This is a genomic window from Bradyrhizobium sp. KBS0727 (assembly GCF_005937885.2).
Classification (GTDB): domain Bacteria; phylum Pseudomonadota; class Alphaproteobacteria; order Rhizobiales; family Xanthobacteraceae; genus Bradyrhizobium.
In genome coordinates this window covers 6,342,591-6,361,598 of sequence record NZ_CP042176.1, presented here as the reverse complement: position 1 = coordinate 6,361,598, position 19,008 = coordinate 6,342,591, and the positions used below count along the sequence as shown (strand labels likewise).

Sequence of the window (19,008 nt, the reverse complement as noted above, 5' to 3'; positions counted from 1 at the left end):
GATCTAATGACGCCGGAGCGTGCAGCAAGGTTTCGTCAATCGCCTGCGCCGGAAACCCCGGCTTCGGCAAAGGTTGCCATGCCATTGTGGCAGGCAAGCGCCGCGCGCAGCAAAAGGACCGCAACAGCCGCGCCCGAGGCTTCGCCGAGCCGCATGTTCAGATCGAGCAGCGGGTCGAGCGCGAGTTCGCGCAGCAGATCGCGATGGCCCGACTCGGCCGAGACGTGCCCGGCACGGCAGTGATCCAGCATGCCGCCGGCGAGACGCGCCAGCGGCAGCAGCGCCGCTGTTGCGACGAAACCGTCGAGCAACACCGGAACGCCGCGTTGCCGTGCGGTCAGAACGGCGCCGGATATCGCCGCAAGTTCGCGGCCGCCGAGGGCTGCGGCCACGGCAAGCGGATCGCCGAGAATGCGCGCATGAACTTTCAGCGCCGTCTCGATTGCGGCGCGCTTGCGCGACAGCCCGTCATCGTCGACGCCGGTGCCGCGGCCGGCCCAGCGCTTGGCGCCGCCGCCGAGCAGCGCCGCGCACAGCGTCGCGGCCGCCGTGGTATTGGCAATTCCCATTTCGCCGACGACTAGGAGGTCGCAATCGTCAGTCACCGCGTGGCAGCCGGTAGCGACCGCGTCGAGGAACTCTTCGGTGTCCATCGCCGCGGCCACGGTGAAATCGCGCGTCGGCCGCTCGAGTTCGAGCGGCACCACGCGCAGTTCGGCGCCGGCCAGCGTGGCGATCTGGTTGATCGCGGCTCCTCCGGCGGCAAAATTCGCCACCATCTGCGCGGTGACTTCAGGCGGATAGGCCGAGACGCCGCGCCCGGCAATGCCGTGGTTGCCGGCGAACACCGCAATCGTGATCCGATCGAGCCGCGGCATCGCATTTCCCTGCCATTGCGCCAGCCAGATCGCCAGCTCTTCGAGGCGGCCGAGGCTGCCCGGCGGCTTGGTCAGGTTTTGCTGCCGGAGCGCGGCGGCGGAGGCCGCTTGCGCATCGCCCGCGGGCAGGTCGCGACAGAACGCGCGGATGTCGTCTAGACTGTTAAACCGCATGCGATTTCCCTACAACGTCCCCTGAAAAAGCAAAACGGTCTCCCGGGCCTGACCATGCCCGGACATGTCGAGCCGATCGCACGCTAAAACGATTCCGTGAGTATCACCATGAATGAATGGCTCGACGATTTCAAAATGGCCATGGGCTTCCTGACGCGGCTGCCGGTGCCGCATCCGGACGGCGCGAAGCCTGCAAATTTCGCCCGCGCCTACCGGCTGTTTCCGGTGGTCGGCGGCTTGGTCGGCCTCGCGATGGGATTGCTCTGCCTGGCGTTGCGGCAGGTCGGCGTGCCCGATCTGGCGGCAGCGGCGCTGGTGCTCGGCACCGGCGCGCTGCTGACCGGTGCGCTGCACGAGGATGGCCTCGCCGATGTCGCCGACGGTTTTGGCGGCGGCCGCGACGTCGAAGCCAAGCTCGCGATCATGCGCGACAGCCGGATCGGCACCTATGGCGCCATGGCGCTGCTGGTGGGTTTTGCAACCAAACTTTCCGCGCTGGCGGCGATCCCGGATGGTTATGTCGTCCCGAGCCTGATCTCGGCGCATGCGCTGGCGCGCGGCGTGTTGCCGTTTTTATCGTTGAACCTGCCCTATGCGCGCCAGGATGGCTTGGCCCGCACCTCCGGCCAGCCTGATCCGACGACGACCGCGATCGCGGGCGCGCTTGCGCTGCTGATCGCGCTGCTGTCGCTTTCATGGACCGAGGCGCTATGGGCCGCGGTCGCGGCAGCCATCAGCGGCTTCGTCATGGCGCGGCTGGCGCTGCGGCAGATCGGCGGCCAGACCGGTGACATACTTGGGGCGGCCGAGCAGGTCGCCGAAACCGCGATTTTGGTTCTGCTTGCCGCAAAACTGGCGAGTGCCTGATGAACGCCGCGACATGTCTGTGGCTGATCCGGCATGCGCCGGTCGACGGCCCGCGTGGCGTCATTCATGCCGCCGACGCGCCGGCCGATCTCAGCGATGCGACCGCCTTCGCGGCGCTGAAGGCGCGATTGCCGGATCAGGCGCATGCGGTGTGCAGTCCGATGCGCCGTACGCGGCAAACCGCTGACAGGCTCGGGCTCGATGCGGTCGACGAGGTTGATTTCGCCGAGCAGGATTTCGGGGCCTGGACCGGACGGCGTCACGACGATCTCAGTACAGAGCTTGGCGCCGCCTATCAGGAGTTCTGGAAATCGCCCGCCGGCAACCGGCCGCCCGGTGGCGAAAGTTTTGTCGATCAGATCGAACGCGCCAGAACAGGTCTGGCGCGTCTGCCCGCCGGCGATACCGTTCTCGTCGTGCATTCCGGCACCATCCGCGCCGTGCTCGCCATCGCACTTGAGCTCTCGCCCGATAGCGCCTTGCGCTTCGCAATCGATCCGCTGTCGCTGACCCGGATCGACCGCCTCGCAAGCGGCTGGCGCGTGGTCGCGGTCAATCAACGACCGGCATAGCGCTTTCGCCGCTGGGTCATGACGCCGGCGCCTGATGGCGATCCTCAGTTTCGATCCGGCCAGTCCCCCTAAAGTCTAGCCGCAGCCCCCTGCACAGGTTGGAACCGTCGCCGCACCGGCGCGTTCCTGCGAAAGACTTGTTCCGGCTTGCGGGGGTTGTTGCGGAGGAAAGGCTCATGGCAACACTCGACGTCACCACGCTCACCCCGGCCGAGCATCAGATTCAGCTTCGCCGTGCCGTGATCGCGTCCACGGTCGGGACCGCGATCGAATGGTACGACTTTTTCCTCTACAGTACGGTCACTGGCCTCGTTTTCGCAAAACTGTTCTTCCCGCATTCCGACCCCTGGGTCGGAACGCTGGAGGCCTTCGCCATCTATTCCGTCGGCTTCGTTGCGCGCCCGATCGGAGCCGCCATTTTCGGCCATTACGGCGACCGTATCGGCCGCAAGTCGACCCTGATCGCCACGCTGTTGGTGATGGGACTGGCCACTTTTGCGGTTGCGCTGGTCCCGACCTATGACAGCATCGGCATCTGGGGCGCGGTGATCCTGACCATCCTGCGATTTATCCAGGGCGTCGGAGTCGGCGGCGAATGGGGCGGCTCGGTGCTGATGTCGATGGAATGGGCGCGCACCAACCAGTCGCGCGGGCTGATCGCATCGTGGCCGCAATTCGGCGTGCCCTGCGGACTGTTTCTCGCCAACCTCGCCGTGCTCGCTTTCAGTCAAATGTCGGGTGAGCAGTTCCTGGTCTGGGGCTGGCGCATACCGTTCGCGTTCAGCCTCATCCTGGTCGGCGTCGGCCTCTATATCCGGCTCGGCATTCTGGAGACGCCGGTATTCGCCAAACTGCTTGCCGAGCGCAAGGTCGAGCCCACCCCGATGCTGACCGTGATCCGGCAGCATCCGAAGGAGATCCTGCTTTCGGCATTTGCACGCATGTCCGAGCAGGCGCCCTTCTACATCTTCACTGCGTTCGTCTTTTCATACGGCATCGACACGCTGCACATCTCCCGTAACTTCCTGCTGACGGCCGTGCTTGCGGCGTCGGTGCTGTCGTTCTTTTCGATTCCGTTCTTCGGACATCTCTCCGACGGCATCGGGCGGAAGTACATGTACATGATCGGCGCCGTCACCACCGGCGTGTTCGGGTTCATCTATTTCGCCATGCTGAACACCGGATCGGAGAAGATCATCTTCCTCGCGATCATCCTTTCGCTGATTCCGCACGACATGCAGTACGGCCCGCAGGCGGCCCTGATCGCCGAAAGCTTTACCGGACGCCTGCGCTACAGCGGTTCGTCGCTCGGCTATCAGCTCGCTTCCATCATCGCCGGCGGCCCGGCGCCGCTGATCGCGACCTGGCTGTTCGGCGTCTATCATTCGCCGTATGCGATTGCGGCCTACATCGCCATCTGTGCGATCATCACCCTGGTCGCGACGGCGTTGATGACCGACTACACCGGAAAAGACATCAGCGGCGAGTATGACGGGGAACTTCAGACAGGTTCCACCCGCTCAAATCAGTAAGAGGCGTAAAAATAAAACTAGCCGTTCCGCCGTTCGCCGCGCAGGGTCGGCAGGCCGATGCCGGCCGCATCGAAGCCGCCGTCGACGGCGAGAATTTGCCCGGTGATATAGCTCGAACGGTCGCTGCACAGAAAGAACACCGCTTCCGCCAATTCCTCTTCGAGGCCGTATCGATTGAGCGGTATGGCGTCGTGATAGTCGGCGCGGATTTCCGGCGTGTGCACGGCCTTGGCCATCGCAGTTTCGACCGGGCCGGGCGCCACGGCATTGACGCGAATCCCGAGCGAGGCCAACTCGACCGCGAGCTGCTTGGTCAGATGCGCCAGCCCCGCTTTGCTGGTGCCGTAGGCCGCGCGCAGCGTCGAGGCGCGCACGGCGGAGATCGAGGTGATGTTGACGATCGCGCCGCCGCCGTGCTCGCGCATCAGCGGTGCGGCCGCCTTGGTGCACAGGAACGGCCCGGTGAGGTTGACTTCCAGCACCCGGCTCCAGTCCTCGTCCGAGGTCTCGAGCAGGGGTGCGAACACCGCGACGCCGGCATTGTTGACCAGGGCATCGAGCCGGCCGAACCGCCGCTCGATCCCGGCGATCGCGCCCGCCACCGCTTTGCTATTCGAGACGTCGCAATGCAGCGCCAGCGTGTTTTCCGGATTGGCCAGACCGGCGACCGCGCGATCCAGCAATTCGCCCTCGATATCCAGTAGCGCGACGCGCCAGCCGTCAGCCAGAAACCGTTTCGCCGTCGCCAGTCCGATGCCGCGCGCGGCGCCGGTGACGAGTGCGACTTTTTGCGGGGAGGGGGCCATGGGGGGATCCGTTTGCGAAAGGTCAGGTTTCCGCGACCCTATAGCCCATGCCCCGCGCCGAGTCCCGGTCACGGTGGCGCAGGACTCCCCGGCCGGTACCGCGCCGTGCGCGGACATGACGCGATGCTCCCCGATCCGGAGGCAGTTTCAGCGTGTGCGGTGCCGGACCATCGCCGCTAGGTAGAGCTTAGGCGCTCGAACGCGCGCGAAGGTGAGACGAAATATGTGTTGATCGGGGGGCAAAAACATCCGGCACCACCGCGCGCATCCTGCGCGCAGGGTGCCGGCGATACTGATCTTCGAAGCTTCATCCGAAGACAGCATGAACTGCGTCACGATGCTCGGTTTCTCGATCGCCGCGGCGGTGGGCGTGATGTACGCGTTGACGCTGGCGATCGCGCGACAATGCCGCTCATGGCTGACCCGCAGTCCTACTATTTTCGATTTACGACGCTCTCATACGCCGCCTGCAGCCGCTCACCCACCGACGGCCCTCGTTTCCGCCTGGCCACGCCGAGATGGACCTCGCGCAATTCGTCCATGAACTCGGCCCACATCTTCGGTCCGCCCTCGCTCAAGAGCCGGGCGCGGATGCCGAGCTCCTCGCTGACGGGCAGATACTTGTAACCCCAGGCCGACATCTGCGCGAGAACGGGCAGCAGTTCGATGCCCTGTTCGGTCAGCGAATAGATTCCCTTCTGCTTGTGACTGGGGTCGTCGTCGCGGGTAATGATGCCCTGCTCGAGCAGCGTCTTCAGCCGGTCGGCAAGGATGTTGGATGAGATGCCCTCATCGGATTTGGTCAGGAGCTCGCGAAAGTGCCGCCGGTTGCCGAACATCATGTCGCGGATGACAAGCAGGCTCCATTTGTCGCCGACCACTTCCAGCGTGAGGTTGATCGGGCAGCCGGAACGCTGGGCGTCGGTCATGGCGTGATCTCGCGGGAGGCGGCGGCGCCGTCAAAAAACCGCTTGCAATATTGCACCGGTTTAGTCAGGGTACAACCAGTTGCAAAATGCAATCGGTTTAAGACGGATAGTGAAGTTGATCGACGCGCCGGCTGCGAAAACAATTTCGCGACAAATGTCGGCGGGCCAAACTACGGTTCGTCTTGCTCCATGATCAATACCGGGAGTTTCCATGTCGCTGACGCTGCACTTTCATCCCCTGTCGTCGTTCTGCTGGAAGGCGCTGATCGCGCTGTATGAGAGCGGCGTCCCGTTCACGCCGAATTCCGTCAATCTCGGTGACCCGGCCGAGCGCGCGGCACTGCTCAAGCTGTGGCCTATCGGCAAGTTCCCGGTGCTGCGCGATGACGCACGCGGCCAGACCGTGCCGGAGTCCAGCGTCATCATCGAATATCTCGACCGGCACTATCGCGGCCCGACGAAATTCATTCCCGATGACGGCGATCAGGCATGGCAGACGCGGCTGCGCGATCGTTTCTACGATCTCTATGTCCATCTGCCGATGCAGAAGATCATGGGGGACCGGTTGCGGCCGGACGGCGACAAGGATCCCCACGGCGTCGCGGAAGCGCGGGCGCAGTTGCGGACGTCGTATGCGATGATCGAGCAGCAGATGGCGCATGGCGGCTGGGCGATGGGCGACGCATTCAGCCTGGCCGACTGCGCGGCGGTGCCGCCGCTGTTCTATGGCAACATGGTCGAGCCGTTCGGTTCGGCGCACGGCAACGTGACGGCGTATCTGGAGCGCCTGAAGGCGCGCCCTTCGGTCGCCCGCGTGCTGAAGGAGGCCGGGCCCTACTTCCACATGGTGCCGAAGGAGCGCTAGATGGCAACAGCAAACCGGGCGGCCATCATCCGCGCCATTTTTGCGGCCTATCTGTCCAACAACCGCAAGCTGGTCGAGGACGCGCTCAGCGACGATTTCCGCTTCACCAGCCCCTATGACGACAACATCGACAAATCAGGCTATTTCGAGCGCTGCTGGAAGAACAGCGACTGGATCGAGCGGCACGAACTGGAGCGAATTTTCGTGGAGGGCGACGAGGCCTTCGTGACGTATCGCTGCGTCGCCAGAGGTGGCAAGAGCTTTCGCAACACCGAGTTCTTCGTCTTCGATCGCGACAAAGTGAAGCGCATCGATGTCTATTTCGGCGCCAGCTTTGAGGACGGGGTTTTTGTCCCGCAACCCCGTTAAATTTCGCCCGATAAATTTCCGGTGATGATGTCGATTTCGGACGGTGGCAATCGTCGTTCCATCGTCGCGTGATTCCAGGGGAGACGAAAATGCCGACATCCACCTGCGCCGGCGGACTTTCGAAGCCGCGGCTTGGCCGCATGCATGACGTCATGGCCGGCCATGTTGCTGGTGGAGACATGCCGGGCCTGGTGACGCTGGTGAGCCGCGGCGGCGAAGTCCATGTCGATGTCATCGGCAACATGGCGATCGGCGGCGCGCCGATGCAGCGCGACACCATCTTCCGCATCTCCTCGATGACCAAACCGGTGACCGCTGCCGCCGCGATGATCCTGGTCGAGGAATGCAAATTGCGGCTCGATGATCCCGTCGATCCCTGGCTGCCGGAACTGGCCGACCGCAAGGTGCTCCGCGCCGTGGACGCGCGGCTCGACGATACCGTGCCGGCCCGGCGCGCGATCACGCTGCGCGACCTCCTGACCTTCCGCCTTGGGCTCGGCATGCTGGCGGTGTTTCCGGATCGCTATCCGATCCAGAAGGCCGTTGCCGAGGCGGGCTTCGCGCCGGGGCCGGTATTTCCGTCGTTTGCGCCGGACGAATTGATGCGGCGCTATGGCAGCCTGCCGCTGCTCTACCAGCCGGGCGAACGTTGGCTCTACAACAGCGGGACCGAAATTCTCGGTGTGCTGATCGCGCGTGTTGCCGGCACGTCATTCGCCGACTTCCTGGCGGAGCGAATCTTCGCGCCGCTTGGCATGAGGGACACGGCGTTTTTCGTGCCCGGCGAAGAGCTCGGCAGGCTCGCGACCGCCTATCAGCGCGATGACACGACGGGCGATTTGAAAGTGTTCGACGATCCCGCGGCCGGAAAATACGCGGCGCCGCCCGTTTTCGAAAACGGCAGCGCCGGCCTGGTTTCGACCGCCGATGATTTCAACGCCTTTGCGCAAATGATGCTGAACGGCGGGCGGCTCGGCAGCGAACGCATCCTGTCGCGGCCAACGGTCGAGTTGATGACGACCGATCACATCGCGCCGGAGCAGAAGCAGGGCTCTGAGTTGTTCTTCGGTGGTGTCAGAGGCTGGGGTTTTGGGCTTTCGGTCTTCACCAAACGCGACGATCTTGCCGGCCGGCCCGGCCGGCCCGGCCGTTACGGCTGGGATGGCGGCTACGGCACCTCCTGGTATTCCGATCCCGGTGAGGGTCTCACCGGAATCCTGCTGACGCAGCGGATGATGGATTCGCCGCAGCCGCCGCGTGCGATGGTCGATTTCTGGACGCTGGCCTATCAGGCGATCGACGATTGACAGGCGCGGCGGCGCACGTCGAATGCGAAGCGACGTCAGCAGCGGCGGCACATCCCGAACGTGCGATCGAACTCTTCTTCGTTCCTGACAACGGCATCCTGCCTGGCATCGCGTGGAACATTGCCGGCATGGGGCCGGTGATGACCCGTCGGCACCGGCCGCGATTTGACGCCGGCGTTGATGGGCGGACTAGCCTCAAATTCTGATGCGAGGCTTTCCGCCTGCGCGGCGGCAATGGGACCCGCTGATAGTGCGGCGGCGAGGCCGAGAATTTTCAGGCATGATGGGAATGGCATGGCAACCGGCTCTCAGAGAGATCGAAGTGACGGCGGTCGTGCACGATTGATCGAATGCCGTGGTCAGCAGCCGCGGCAAATTCTCAGCTTGCGATCCACTTCGAGTTCCAGCAGGTCAGCGCTGAGGTTGGCACCTGGAGAAACGTCGGCGGCATGTGGCTGGCGGTGACCGGTCGGCGCCGGCCATGGTTTGACGCTGGTGTCGACCGGCAGGGTTGTCGCAGGCCGTGACGTGGCGATTTCCGCTGGTGCAGCGGCGATGGGACCCGCGAGCAATGTCGCGGCGAGGCCGAGGACTTTCAGATGTGATGAGAAAGGCATGACAACTGTCTCCGTTGTGACCATGCAAACCCTATCGCCGCCGGGACCGCGATATTCCAATGCAGGCGGCGGGCATCGCTTGAGCTGAGGGCGTGTCCGGATTTCCGGGCCGCCAATTCGCCGGCAATTACCTTCAAAATAATTCCTCGGGACATGTCGGTGAGGCAAAAGCCCATTCGTCCAGTTGACGAGATCAGGCAATTTCCGGCTTGATGTGACCTCAAACGGAGCGTGACGATGCGATTTATGGTGATTGTGAAAGCCAACAAGGATACCGAGGCCGGCGTAATGCCCTCTACGGAATTGCTGACCGCGATGGGCAAGTTCAACGAGGAAATGGTCAAGGCTGGCGTCATGGAGGCCGGCGAGGGCCTGCATCCGACCTCGAAGGGCGCGCGGATCAAATATTCGGGAGGGCAGGGCACTGCGACAAACGGTCCGTTCGCGCTGAGCGGCGATCTCATCGCCGGTTTCTGGCTGATGAAGACCAAGTCGCTGGATGAAGCGATCGCGTGGATGAAGCGCGCGCCGTTCGGCGGCGGCGACGAGATCGAGATCCGCCAGGTATTTTCCGCCGAAGACTTTGGCGAAGCCCTCACCCCCGAATTGCGCGAGCAGGAAGAGCGCCTGCGGGCGCAGGCCGGGAAGAAGTAAAACTTTCTCCGTCGTCATTCCGGGGCGATGCGAAGCGTCGAACTACGATGTGCAATTGCACATCGGAGAATCTCGAGATTCTCAGATGCGCAATTGCGCATCGTAGTTCTCGCTTTCGCGAGCCCCGGAATGACAGCGAATTAAAAGCAAGGACCCCCACCATGCGATTCATGATGCTGATGATCCCTCTCGGCTACGAGACCGCGCCGCCGGACGTGCAGCTCGATCCCGAGCGGATGAAGGCAATGATGAAATACAACGAGGCCCTGAAGGACGCCGGCGTGCTGATTACGCTCGACGGGCTGCACCCGCCGTCGATGGGCGCGCGGGTCTCCTTTGCGTCAGGTAAACCTGTGGTGACCGACGGCCCCTTCACCGAGTCCAAGGAAGTGCTCGGCGGCTACTGGATGATCGACGTCGCCTCCCGCGAGGCTGCGATCGCCTGGGCCAGCAAATGTCCGGCTTCGGCGAACGAGATCATCGAAATCCGGCAGGTGCACGAGATGACAGATTACTCCGAAGAGCTTCAGCAAACCGCGGCTGGATTCGACGACCTGCCGGGCAGGGCAAGACTCCGCTAAAGGCTCCGTTAATCTTTATGAACAGCCGAAGCGTTTTCAAGCGAAGCATGCCCTCGAACTTGATCCGTGGGTGGCCTTCCGGTTCGCGTGAAGAAAACGCGTCAAAACAAGATACCTGCGGTTCAAAAACCGTAGCGTTTTCGGCCCGCTCATGTAAAAGCCTTTCACATGAGCTGGCGCAAGGAAACGCGCCGCGCCGAGCGCGGCTATCATCACGGCAATCTGAAAGAGGCGTTGCTGCAGGCGGCACTCGGCCTGATCGCCGAAAAGGGTGCTGCCGGTTTCACCTTCGCCGACGCCGCGCGGATGGCAGGCGTCAGTCCTGCGGCGCCTTACCGGCATTTCCGTGATCGCGAGGAACTGCTGTCCTCGATCGCGCAGCGCGGCTTTGAGCAGTTCGAGGCGTTGCTGACGCAGGCCTGGGACGACGGCCGCCCCGACACCGTCACCGCGTTCGAGCGGGTCGGCAAGGCCTATCTCGCCTTTGCCCGCAACGAGCCGGCGTTCTATTCGGCGATGTTCGAATCCGGGCTTCCGGTCGATGCAAACCCAACCTTGATGGCCGCCAGCGAGCGCGCTTTCGGCATCATCCGCGCCGCCGCCGAGCGGCTGGCCGCGCTGGCGCCGCCAGGTACACCGCGGCCGCCGGCGATGATGATGGCGCTGCACATCTGGTCGATGTCGCACGGCGTGGCGTCGCTGTTCGGCCGCGGCGACGCGGCGCGGCGCAAATTGCCGATGTCGCCGGAAGACCTGCTGGAAGCGGAAGTGCTGATCTATCTGCGCGGGCTCGGTTTCCCGACCGAGCGCCGGCCCGAGGCCGCAAAAGCGGACCAGAAGCCGTCAGGTCCGCCGCCGGTGCCGCCGGCGGGACCATGGGGCACCCCAAAATAATTTAGCGAGGCCGGTTTGCGCCCGGCTTGACAAAACCGCGGGATGGTTTAGGTATGTAAATGTTATTTACATTCACAACGGCGTGAACGTCGTCATGGAGAGGGAAATGGCCTACACCGCAGATGTCAATCGATGGCGCGGCCCGACTGAAGAGCCTTACCGCCCGCATATGCTTGATAGCCCCTGGCATCCCGGCTGGATCGCCGTGACCATCCTCGGCTTCATCATTTGGTGGCCGATCGGACTTGCCCTTCTCTTTTTCACACTAGGGAGCAGAAAAATGGGTTGCTGGAGTCACCAGGATCGCTGGGCGAACAAGATGGAGCGGATGCAGTACAAGATGGAGCGGATGCGCGGCCGCATGGAGCGCCGTGGGTTCGGCTTCGGCGGCTTCGGCCCGCCGTCCAGCGGTAACCGCGCCTTCGACGAATACCGCACCGAGACGCTGCGGCGTCTTGAAGAGGAGCAGGTCGAATTCCGCGACTTCCTCGATCGCCTGCGCCACGCCAAGGACAAGGAAGAGTTCGACCAGTTCATGGCGCAGCACAAGACGCGTCCGACCCCGCCGAACGACCAGCCGCAGAGCTAAGGGTCTCACCTGGGGTCGAGAGTTCAGCCCTCAGGCGATGTGCCCCCATAAAGCCTGACGGCGGATACAGCCGCCCATCTGCGAAAGCAGGTGGGCGGTTTGTTTTTGGAGCCAGTTGCCCGACGCAGCGGGCAGATCGCGTCAGCCCGCGACAAATTAACGCGACGGGCAAAATATCGCTTAACCCGTCGGGCAAATCAGCCGTAGGACTCCCGCCATCCTGTCCCACCAAGGGGCGTCGGCCATCGTCGCAAACGAGGGGCAGGGAGCGGTGGACGCGAAGGCTGCGACTGACGAGCGCGGCCACTAGCGTACGGCGAAGTCGTTTGGGTCCGACGCCCCGGTGCTGGCGTCAAGTTGGCGGAAGCGAAAGCTGAAGCTGATGATGGTGGCAAGAAAGCCGGTCACCAGGACGAAATCGTATAAGCCGTAAAGCCATTGCGCAGGGAAGGCCGGATGCTTCCGCCAAACCTGTATGCTCGTGCGCAAATCTTGTTGCATCTATCGCGCGCGAGACCGCGGGTGCGGCGCGCACCCGGTCTTCCCTGCGCCCTCTGATTTCAGAGGGCAAACGAAATGAAAAACTTCGGGCGCATCGCGCCGCGAGAATGCGAAGTCGTATCTATCCGCCGTCATTCCGGGATGGTGCGTAGCACCAGACCTCAGATGCGCAATTGCGCATCGGGGAATCTCGAGATTCCGGGTTCGATGCTTCGCATCGCCCCGGAATGACAGTTCAACATTGACGGACGGCGGAACCCATTCTGTCCCCCCCGCGGTAACCCGCCGTTCCGGCTGCATTTCCCGCAGCCAAGTTCCCCTTTGGTAACCTCGCGTTAACCACGCGTGGCGTCTGGTTGGAGGCGTAATGACGCGCGAATAGCCCTCGTTTTGACATGTTGGCAGGGGATGCAGGACCCGGCTTTCGGCGGGCCCTCCATGTGACGCAAAGTGAGGCTCTTGCGCTGGCGTATATCGCCGCGCCCGGCGCGCGGCTGTGGAACTGGCAGCCTTTGTTCCCGGAAAATTGGGATCTGGCTCCCGGCAGATTGGGACAAGGCATGATCCGGAAAAGTGGGAGCCGGTTTTCCGAAAAGATCATGCTCAAACCGGAGCTAAAGCGTTGAGAGGATACCGCCTATGAATCCCGCCGACGTGGCCCAAGCAGCGCTGCCGATGGCGTCCAGCGACGTATCGCTGATCGCGCTGTTCCTGCAGGCCCACTGGGTCGTGAAAACGGTCATGCTGGGGCTATTGTCCTGCTCGGTCTGGGTCTGGGCGATCGCGATCGACAAGATCATCCTCTACTCCCGCACCAAGCGCGCCATGGACCGCTTCGAACAGGCGTTCTGGTCCGGGCAATCGATCGAGGAACTGTATCGCGCGCTGTCGGCCAAGCCGACCCAGTCGATGGCGGCGTGTTTCGTCGCTGCCATGCGCGAATGGAAACGCTCGTTCGAAAGCCAGACCCGGTCCTTTGCCGGCCTGCAGATGCGGATCGAGAAGGTGATGAACGTTTCCATCGCCCGCGAGGTCGAGCGGTTGGAACGGCGGCTTCTGGTGCTGGCAACGGTCGGCTCGGCCGGGCCGTTCGTCGGCCTGTTTGGAACCGTCTGGGGCATCATGTCGAGCTTCCAGTCGATCGCAGCCTCGAAGAACACCTCGCTGGCGGTGGTGGCTCCCGGCATCGCGGAAGCGCTGTTTGCCACCGCGATCGGCCTTATCGCCGCCATTCCGGCGACTATTTTCTACAATAAGTTCATTTCCGAGGTGAACCGGCAGGCCCAGCGCCTGGAAGGATTTGCCGACGAGTTTTCGGCCATCCTGTCGCGCCAGATCGACGAGCGGGCATGAGGGCGGCACATGACGGGCGCAACGTGAGCATCAGATCATGGCGATGAACATGGCAGGTTCGTCCGGCGGCGGTGGACGCGGCCGGCGTCGTGCTGCTGTCATGGCGGAGATCAACGTCACGCCGATGGTCGACGTCATGCTGGTGCTCTTGATCATCTTCATGGTGGCGGCGCCGCTGATGACCTCGACGATCGACATCGATCTGCCGATCGCGAGCGGCGGCAAGTCGCTGGCCTCGAATGCGCCGCCGCTGACGCTGTCGGTCAAGCGCACCAATGGTGCCTGCAATTCGAACGTCGAACTCTATCTGGGCGATACGCTGATCTCGTCCGCCGACCTGCTGCCCAAGATCAAGGCGATCCGCGAGACCCGGTCGGATGCCGAAAGCGTGGTCTTTCTGCGCGGCGATAAAGACGTCTGCTACACGGATATGATGAAATTATTGGGGTATATTCGGACCGCGGGGTTCAAGGCGAACATCGTCATCGTGCCAGAGCAGGGCTCGTGAGCCATGATCGGGCGGGCCAAACGACAAGCAATGGCTGACGGCGGAGCGGGAAGGGCCGGGTGAAGGTCAAGTGAAGGTCAAGGTCGACAAGACACTGGTTGCGTCGGTGGTCCTGCACGTCCTCGTGCTGGGCTGGACGATGGTGTCGTTCTCGACCCGGGCGCTCGAAATGACACCGGAGGACTCGGTCCCGGTGGATGTCGTCTCGCCCGATCAGCTTGCCCATATCATGGCCGGCATGAAGACCGGCAAGAAGGAAAACCCCAAGCCGCTGGTCGACAAGGTCGCCGAAGCCAAGCCGGTCGACGACGCCGTCGGCAAGGTGAGCGAGAAGCCGCCCGTCGTCACCGACACCTCGCCGCCGCCGCAGCCGAAGGTCGAGGAAAAGCCGGTCGAGAAAAAACCCGATCCGCCGAAGGTGGTCGAGAAGCCGAAGGAAGAGCCGAAGCCAATCGAGAAGAAGCCGGATCCGGTCAAGCCCGATCCGATCGCCGAAGCGATCAAGAAGGAAGAGAAGAAGCCGCCGCCAAAACCGGTCCAGCAGGCCGCCAAGCCGCCGGAGCCGGCGAAGCCGAAGACCGAGCGCGCGTTCGATCAGTCGAAGATCGCAGCCCTGCTCGACAAGCGCGATCCGACGCGCGCGGCCGCGACCGGTGACACTTTGAATTCCAACGCCGCCCTTGGCCTGTCGAAGGGCGCGGCCGCGGACAACTCCGCGACCTGGGGCGCGATGTTCAAGCAGCAGGTCGAGCGCTGCTGGAAGAAGCCGTATGGCGGCATCGAACAGCAGAAGTCCGAAGCCGTGTTCGCGATCCGGCTGAAGCGCGACGGTTCGCTGGAAGGCATGCCGGTTCCCGAAGGCACGCCGGCGACGCCGTACCTTCGCGTCTATCAGGAGAGCGCGTTGCGCGCGATCATCGAATGCCAGCCGTACAGACTGCCCGCGGCGTTCTTCGAGGAATGGAAATATTTCGCGCCGGTATTCACCGAACAGAAGACCTGACATGCGGCCCCGGCGACCACCAATATGAGCAAAGCTTGAAGCCATGACCGACAAATTTGGATTGCCCAACATGCCGTTCCGCCTCAGCCGCCGGCAGATCATTTCCGGAATGGCCGCGCTTGGCGCGGTCGCCGGTGGTCGCAACGCCTTCGCGCAGGGGCCAAAGCGCATCATCGTTCCCGAGGGCGAATTCACCCCGTTGCCGATCGCGATCCCGAATTTCGTGGCGGGCACGCCGGGAGACGCCGAGGTCGGCGTCGGCGTGTCGCAGGTCATCACCAACAATCTCAAACGCAGTGGGTTGTTCGCGCCGATCGATCAGGCCGCCTTCATCGAGCGCATCAGCAATATCGACTCCGCGCCGCAGTTCCAGAGCTGGAAGACCATCAACGCGCAGGCGCTGGTGACCGGCCGCATGACCCGGCAGGGCGACGGCCGCCTCAAGGCGGAATTCCGTCTCTGGGACGTCAACACCGGCCAGCAGCTTACCGGCCAGCAATATTTCACCTCGCCGGAATACTGGCGGCGGATCGCGCACATCATCTCCGACCAGATCTACGAACGGCTGACCGGCGAGAAGGGCTATTTCGACAGCCGCGTGGTGTTCGTCGACGAGACCGGCCCCAAGGAGCGGCGGGTCAAGCGGCTGGCGCTGATGGACCAGGACGGCGCCAATGTCCGCTACCTGACCAAGGGCTCCGATCTGGTGCTGACGCCGCGGTTCTCGCCGTCGACCCAGGAAATCACCTACATGGAGTTCGGCCAGGGCGATCCGCGGGTCTACCTGTTCAACATCGAGACCGGGCAGCGCGAGATCGTCGGCAACTTCCCCGGCATGTCGTTCTCGCCGCGGTTCTCGCCGGACGGTCAGCGCGTGATCATGAGCCTGCAGCAGGGCGGCAACTCCAACCTGTTCGTGATGGACCTGCGGTCGAAGACCACCACGCGCCTGACCGATACGCCGGCGATCGACACCTCTCCGTCCTACGCGCCGGACGGCAGCAAGATCTGTTTCGAATCCGACCGCGGCGGAAAGCCGCAGATCTATGTGATGCCGGCAGGCGGCGGCGGCGCGCAGCGCATCTCGTTCGGCGAGGGCAGCTATTCGACGCCGGTGTGGTCGCCGCGTGGCGACTATATCGCCTTCACCAAGCAGGGCGGCGGGCAGTTCGCGATCGGCATCATGAAGACCGACGGCTCGGGCGAACGCATCCTGACCTCGGGTTTCCACAATGAAGGGCCGACATTCGCGCCGAACGGCCGGGTTTTGATGTTTTTCCGCGAGGCTGGCGGCGGCGGCGGGCCGTCGCTGTTCACCATCGACATCTCGGGCCGCAACGAATTGCGGGTCCCGACGCCGGGCTACGCCTCCGATCCGGCCTGGTCCCCGCTGCTGTCCTGACGGTGCACACGCCAAAGTGGGCATCTGCGCTGATCGGCAAACATTGCCTATCATGCTGATTTTTCGTGCAGATTTCCGCAATCGGAACGCCATGAAAAGATATCGGTAACGATATTCCCTCAGAAAGGCTTCATCTCGGAAGGGTACAACGACCCCGTCGGACAGGATCGCGTACGCCCCCAATGCAGCTTGCAAGCCAAACAGCAGAGCAGGACCAAAATGTCTCGCCGTCGACTTACGCGGCGCTGATTGATTCGCTGTTTCAGAACGCGGCGCCATTGTTCGCCGGCGCGGTGATGGTTGCGTTCGCGGCGGCAATGACGGCGCTCAAGACCGATGTCATGCTGCTCTGGCCCTGTGTCGCATTGCTCATGCTGATCGGTGCCATTCGCGCGCTCGACATGCACCTGTACCGCAAGCGCAAGTCAGTCTTGACCGCCGATGAGGCGTCGCGCTGGGAAAGGCGGTATCAATTCTGGGCGATCATCTATGCCGCAACCCTCGGCGCCTGGTGTTCGGTCGCCTTGCTGAGCAGCAATGACGCCGTCGCCCACATGATCTGCCTCGCGGTCACCACGGGTTACGTCGCGGCCGGTGCCGGGAGAACGTTTGGCAGGCCGCGGATCTTCCAGGTGCAAATTGCCGTCGCCTGCGGCCCGACCTCGATTGCGCTGGCGATGCACGGCACGCCCTATTACATCGGAATGGCCTGCGTCAGCGGGGTGTTCTTCCTGGCACTGCGGCAGATCACGACCAACCTGCAGGAAATCTTCGTCCGGGCTCTGGTGGCGCGCGAGCGCGAGGCGGCGCTGGCGAACCAGTTCGATACCGCCTTGAATAACATGCCGCACGGGCTGTGCATGTTCCGCGCCGACGGCCGACTTGCGGTCATGAACTATCGCTTCAGCGAAATGATGGATCTGTCCGACGACCTTGTGCAGCGAGGCGTCACCGCGTCCGACATCATGGCGGCCGGCGTTGCCGCGGGTTCGGTCTCCGCCGTCAGCAGCAGGATGATCCTGGCGGAAATCGAGGATACGCAGGCGCGCGACATGATCACCACGGATCCCGATGTCGCCCGGGGCCGGTCGCTGTCGTGGACGTTCCAGCCGATGGCCGACGGCGGTGCCGTCGTGCTGCTCGAGGATATTACCGAGCGGCGCACTGCAGAAGCCCGCATCAGTCATCTGGCCCGCTACGACGAACTCACGGCGCTGCCGAACCGGGTCAATTTCCGCGATGAAATTGGTCGCCTGCTTGCGATTCAGCAAGGGGCGGAGCAGCTATCGGCGTTGCTGTTTGTCGATCTCGACCAGTTCAAGCAGGTCAATGACACGCTCGGCCATCCCTGCGGCGACCAGTTGCTTTGTGCGGTGGCCGAGCGGTTGCGCGAGATGCTGCGGCCCGAGGATTTTGTGGCGCGGTTCGGTGGCGACGAGTTCGTCGTGTTCCAGCAGAACATCCATTCCGCCGACGACGCCGCGGGCCTGGCCCGGCGCATCGTCGATCGGTTGAGCGAACGCTACAAGATCGACAATCATCTGGTCGAGATCGGCGCCAGCGTCGGCATCGCCATGAGCACGCGCGGCGTCAGCGCCGATACGCTGCTGAAGAACGCCGATATGGCGCTGTACCGCGCCAAGGCCGACGGCCGCGGCACCTTCTGCTTCTTCCGCGACGAGATGGCGCAGGTCGTCGAGGCCCGCCGCATCCTCGAACTGGACCTGCGCAAGGCGCTGGCCAACGAGGAGTTCGAGCTGTTCTACCAGCCGCTGGTCAATCTCAAGTCGGGAAGAATATCGACCTGCGAAGCGCTGCTGCGCTGGAACCATCCGGTTCGCGGCACGGTTTCTCCGATCGACATCATTCCGGTCGCGGAGGACATGGGCCTGATCGTCGATCTCGGCCGCTGGATCCTGCGCAAGGCCTGCATGGAATGCATGAAGTGGCCGGAAGCCGTCAGCGTCGCCGTCAATTTCTCGCCGCAGCAGTTCCATCAGCGCGACGTGCTGAGCGAGGTCCGCTACGCGCTCGAGGTTTCGGGCCTGCCGGCGAACCGCCTCGAAATCGAAATCACCGAATCCTCGCTGTTGCGCAACACCCAGTTGACGCACGACGTATTGTCGCAACTGCATTCGCTCGGTGTGCGAATTTCGCTCGACGACTTCGGCACCGGCTATTCCAGCCTCAGCTATCTGCACAATTTCCCGCTGGAGAAGGTCAAGATCGACCGCTCCTTCCTGGAAGGCATCGATAGCGATCGTCCGCTGACGCTGCTGCGCGGCGTGGCGCGGCTGTCGGCGGACCTCGGCATGTCGGTCGTGGTCGAGGGTATCGAGAGCAACGAGCAACTGGAATTGATCAGCGCCGACGGCACGGTGAGCGAAGTGCAGGGCTACCTGTTCAGTCGGCCGGTTCCGGCGGCGCGGATTCGCCAGCTTTTGAACGTTTCGCACGGCCGGCGGCTGCCCGACGAACCGTTGCAGCTGGTTCCATCCCGCTCTATCGCTTGACGGTTGAGACGACCTGGCGCAACCTAAAGTTTCGCGTGCTCCGGCAACAGGTTAACCCTAATGTCGTGATAGCTTTGCAATCTCGTTAACAAGC

General features: G+C 63.3%; 20 protein-coding genes. 16 read left to right on the top strand and 4 right to left on the bottom strand.

Going from position 1 to position 19,008, the window contains the following annotated elements:
• Positions 1-35: 35 nt before the first annotated feature.
• Positions 36-1,052 (bottom strand): nicotinate-nucleotide--dimethylbenzimidazole phosphoribosyltransferase, encoded by a 1,017-nt coding sequence (cobT, locus tag FFI89_RS29755; RefSeq protein ID WP_138831056.1) that lies wholly within the window; start codon positions 1,050-1,052, stop codon positions 36-38.
• Between the two features lie 108 nt (positions 1,053-1,160).
• Between cobT and cobS the strand changes: the two genes are divergently transcribed.
• From cobS to FFI89_RS29740, 3 genes are all read left to right on the top strand, one after another.
• A complete protein-coding gene (gene cobS / locus FFI89_RS29750; protein WP_138831055.1) occupies positions 1,161-1,919 on the top strand; it encodes an adenosylcobinamide-GDP ribazoletransferase in 759 nt (252 codons plus the stop codon).
• Entirely contained in the window at positions 1,919-2,491 is a 573-nt protein-coding gene (locus tag FFI89_RS29745; protein WP_138831054.1) for a histidine phosphatase family protein, read from the top strand. Before cobS ends, FFI89_RS29745 begins: the two co-directional genes overlap by 1 nt.
• Before the next feature lie 176 nt (positions 2,492-2,667).
• Entirely contained in the window at positions 2,668-4,023 is a 1,356-nt protein-coding gene (locus tag FFI89_RS29740) for an MFS transporter (protein ID WP_138831053.1), read from the top strand.
• Between the two features lie 17 nt (positions 4,024-4,040).
• Here FFI89_RS29740 and FFI89_RS29735 read toward each other — a convergent pair whose 3' ends face one another.
• A complete protein-coding gene (locus FFI89_RS29735) occupies positions 4,041-4,829 on the bottom strand; it encodes an SDR family NAD(P)-dependent oxidoreductase (RefSeq protein WP_138831052.1) in 789 nt (262 codons plus the stop codon).
• Between the two features lie 434 nt (positions 4,830-5,263).
• Entirely contained in the window at positions 5,264-5,758 is a 495-nt protein-coding gene (locus tag FFI89_RS29730; protein WP_138831051.1) for a helix-turn-helix domain-containing protein, read from the bottom strand.
• Positions 5,759-5,969: 211 nt separating this feature from the next.
• Here FFI89_RS29730 and FFI89_RS29725 point away from each other — a divergent pair, with 211 nt between their 5' ends.
• The 4 genes from FFI89_RS29725 to FFI89_RS29710 all read left to right on the top strand — a co-directional run bounded on the left by FFI89_RS29725 (position 5,970) and on the right by FFI89_RS29710 (position 8,505).
• Complete coding sequence (locus FFI89_RS29725) at positions 5,970-6,623, top strand: glutathione S-transferase family protein (protein ID WP_138831050.1); 654 nt, start codon at positions 5,970-5,972, stop codon at positions 6,621-6,623.
• Positions 6,624-6,992, top strand: coding sequence for a nuclear transport factor 2 family protein (locus FFI89_RS29720; protein WP_138831049.1), 369 nt, complete (start codon positions 6,624-6,626; stop codon positions 6,990-6,992).
• An 89-nt stretch (positions 6,993-7,081) separates the two neighbouring features.
• On the top strand, positions 7,082-8,299 hold the full coding sequence (locus FFI89_RS29715; protein ID WP_138846649.1) for a serine hydrolase: 1,218 nt from the start codon (positions 7,082-7,084) through the stop codon (positions 8,297-8,299).
• Entirely contained in the window at positions 8,296-8,505 is a 210-nt protein-coding gene (locus FFI89_RS29710; RefSeq protein WP_138831048.1) for a hypothetical protein, read from the top strand. Before FFI89_RS29715 ends, FFI89_RS29710 begins: the two co-directional genes overlap by 4 nt.
• A gap of 153 nt (positions 8,506-8,658) precedes the next feature.
• On the opposite strand, the gene FFI89_RS29705 is transcribed toward FFI89_RS29710, so the two are convergent.
• On the bottom strand, positions 8,659-8,916 hold the full coding sequence (locus FFI89_RS29705; protein ID WP_246669295.1) for a hypothetical protein: 258 nt from the start codon (positions 8,914-8,916) through the stop codon (positions 8,659-8,661).
• 237 nt (positions 8,917-9,153) lie between these two features.
• Here FFI89_RS29705 and FFI89_RS29700 point away from each other — a divergent pair, with 237 nt between their 5' ends.
• The 9 genes from FFI89_RS29700 to FFI89_RS29650 all read left to right on the top strand — a co-directional run bounded on the left by FFI89_RS29700 (position 9,154) and on the right by FFI89_RS29650 (position 18,914).
• Entirely contained in the window at positions 9,154-9,570 is a 417-nt protein-coding gene (locus FFI89_RS29700; RefSeq protein ID WP_138831047.1) for a YciI family protein, read from the top strand.
• A gap of 161 nt (positions 9,571-9,731) precedes the next feature.
• Complete coding sequence (locus FFI89_RS29690) at positions 9,732-10,151, top strand: YciI family protein (RefSeq protein ID WP_138831046.1); 420 nt, start codon at positions 9,732-9,734, stop codon at positions 10,149-10,151.
• A 168-nt stretch (positions 10,152-10,319) separates the two neighbouring features.
• The gene (locus FFI89_RS29685) at positions 10,320-11,045 is read left to right on the top strand and encodes a TetR/AcrR family transcriptional regulator (protein WP_138831045.1); all 726 of its coding nucleotides are present in this window, start codon (positions 10,320-10,322) and stop codon (positions 11,043-11,045) included.
• Positions 11,046-11,151: 106 nt separating this feature from the next.
• Positions 11,152-11,634 (top strand): DUF2852 domain-containing protein, encoded by a 483-nt coding sequence (locus tag FFI89_RS29680; RefSeq protein ID WP_138835831.1) that lies wholly within the window; start codon positions 11,152-11,154, stop codon positions 11,632-11,634.
• A 1,140-nt stretch (positions 11,635-12,774) separates the two neighbouring features.
• Positions 12,775-13,488 (top strand): protein TolQ, encoded by a 714-nt coding sequence (gene tolQ, locus FFI89_RS29670; protein ID WP_138831044.1) that lies wholly within the window; start codon positions 12,775-12,777, stop codon positions 13,486-13,488.
• A 37-nt stretch (positions 13,489-13,525) separates the two neighbouring features.
• The gene (locus FFI89_RS29665; RefSeq protein ID WP_138831043.1) at positions 13,526-13,996 is read left to right on the top strand and encodes a biopolymer transporter ExbD; all 471 of its coding nucleotides are present in this window, start codon (positions 13,526-13,528) and stop codon (positions 13,994-13,996) included.
• Between the two features lie 70 nt (positions 13,997-14,066).
• Positions 14,067-14,999: a cell envelope integrity protein TolA gene (locus FFI89_RS29660; protein WP_138831042.1), complete on the top strand. Its 933-nt coding sequence runs from the start codon at positions 14,067-14,069 to the stop codon at positions 14,997-14,999.
• A gap of 70 nt (positions 15,000-15,069) precedes the next feature.
• Complete coding sequence (gene tolB / locus FFI89_RS29655; RefSeq protein ID WP_138835829.1) at positions 15,070-16,401, top strand: Tol-Pal system beta propeller repeat protein TolB; 1,332 nt, start codon at positions 15,070-15,072, stop codon at positions 16,399-16,401.
• A 182-nt stretch (positions 16,402-16,583) separates the two neighbouring features.
• Entirely contained in the window at positions 16,584-18,914 is a 2,331-nt protein-coding gene (locus tag FFI89_RS29650) for a bifunctional diguanylate cyclase/phosphodiesterase (protein ID WP_138831041.1), read from the top strand.
• The last annotated feature ends 94 nt before the right edge of the window (positions 18,915-19,008 follow it).

Coding starts and splice junctions, on each gene's coding strand:
- cobT (WP_138831056.1), bottom strand. CDS start 1,052: ATGCGGTTTAACAGTCTAGACGACATCCGCGCGTTCTGTCGCGACCTG.
- cobS (WP_138831055.1), top strand. CDS start 1,161: ATGAATGAATGGCTCGACGATTTCAAAATGGCCATGGGCTTCCTGACG.
- FFI89_RS29745 (WP_138831054.1), top strand. CDS start 1,919: ATGAACGCCGCGACATGTCTGTGGCTGATCCGGCATGCGCCGGTCGAC.
- FFI89_RS29740 (WP_138831053.1), top strand. CDS start 2,668: ATGGCAACACTCGACGTCACCACGCTCACCCCGGCCGAGCATCAGATT.
- FFI89_RS29735 (WP_138831052.1), bottom strand. CDS start 4,829: ATGGCCCCCTCCCCGCAAAAAGTCGCACTCGTCACCGGCGCCGCGCGC.
- FFI89_RS29730 (WP_138831051.1), bottom strand. CDS start 5,758: ATGACCGACGCCCAGCGTTCCGGCTGCCCGATCAACCTCACGCTGGAA.
- FFI89_RS29725 (WP_138831050.1), top strand. CDS start 5,970: ATGTCGCTGACGCTGCACTTTCATCCCCTGTCGTCGTTCTGCTGGAAG.
- FFI89_RS29720 (WP_138831049.1), top strand. CDS start 6,624: ATGGCAACAGCAAACCGGGCGGCCATCATCCGCGCCATTTTTGCGGCC.
- FFI89_RS29715 (WP_138846649.1), top strand. CDS start 7,082: ATGCCGACATCCACCTGCGCCGGCGGACTTTCGAAGCCGCGGCTTGGC.
- FFI89_RS29705 (WP_246669295.1), bottom strand. CDS start 8,916: ATGCCTTTCTCATCACATCTGAAAGTCCTCGGCCTCGCCGCGACATTG.
- FFI89_RS29700 (WP_138831047.1), top strand. CDS start 9,154: ATGCGATTTATGGTGATTGTGAAAGCCAACAAGGATACCGAGGCCGGC.
- FFI89_RS29690 (WP_138831046.1), top strand. CDS start 9,732: ATGCGATTCATGATGCTGATGATCCCTCTCGGCTACGAGACCGCGCCG.
- FFI89_RS29685 (WP_138831045.1), top strand. CDS start 10,320: ATGAGCTGGCGCAAGGAAACGCGCCGCGCCGAGCGCGGCTATCATCAC.
- FFI89_RS29680 (WP_138835831.1), top strand. CDS start 11,152: ATGGCCTACACCGCAGATGTCAATCGATGGCGCGGCCCGACTGAAGAG.
- tolQ (WP_138831044.1), top strand. CDS start 12,775: ATGAATCCCGCCGACGTGGCCCAAGCAGCGCTGCCGATGGCGTCCAGC.
- FFI89_RS29665 (WP_138831043.1), top strand. CDS start 13,526: ATGGCGATGAACATGGCAGGTTCGTCCGGCGGCGGTGGACGCGGCCGG.
- tolB (WP_138835829.1), top strand. CDS start 15,070: ATGCCGTTCCGCCTCAGCCGCCGGCAGATCATTTCCGGAATGGCCGCG.
- FFI89_RS29650 (WP_138831041.1), top strand. CDS start 16,584: ATGCAGCTTGCAAGCCAAACAGCAGAGCAGGACCAAAATGTCTCGCCG.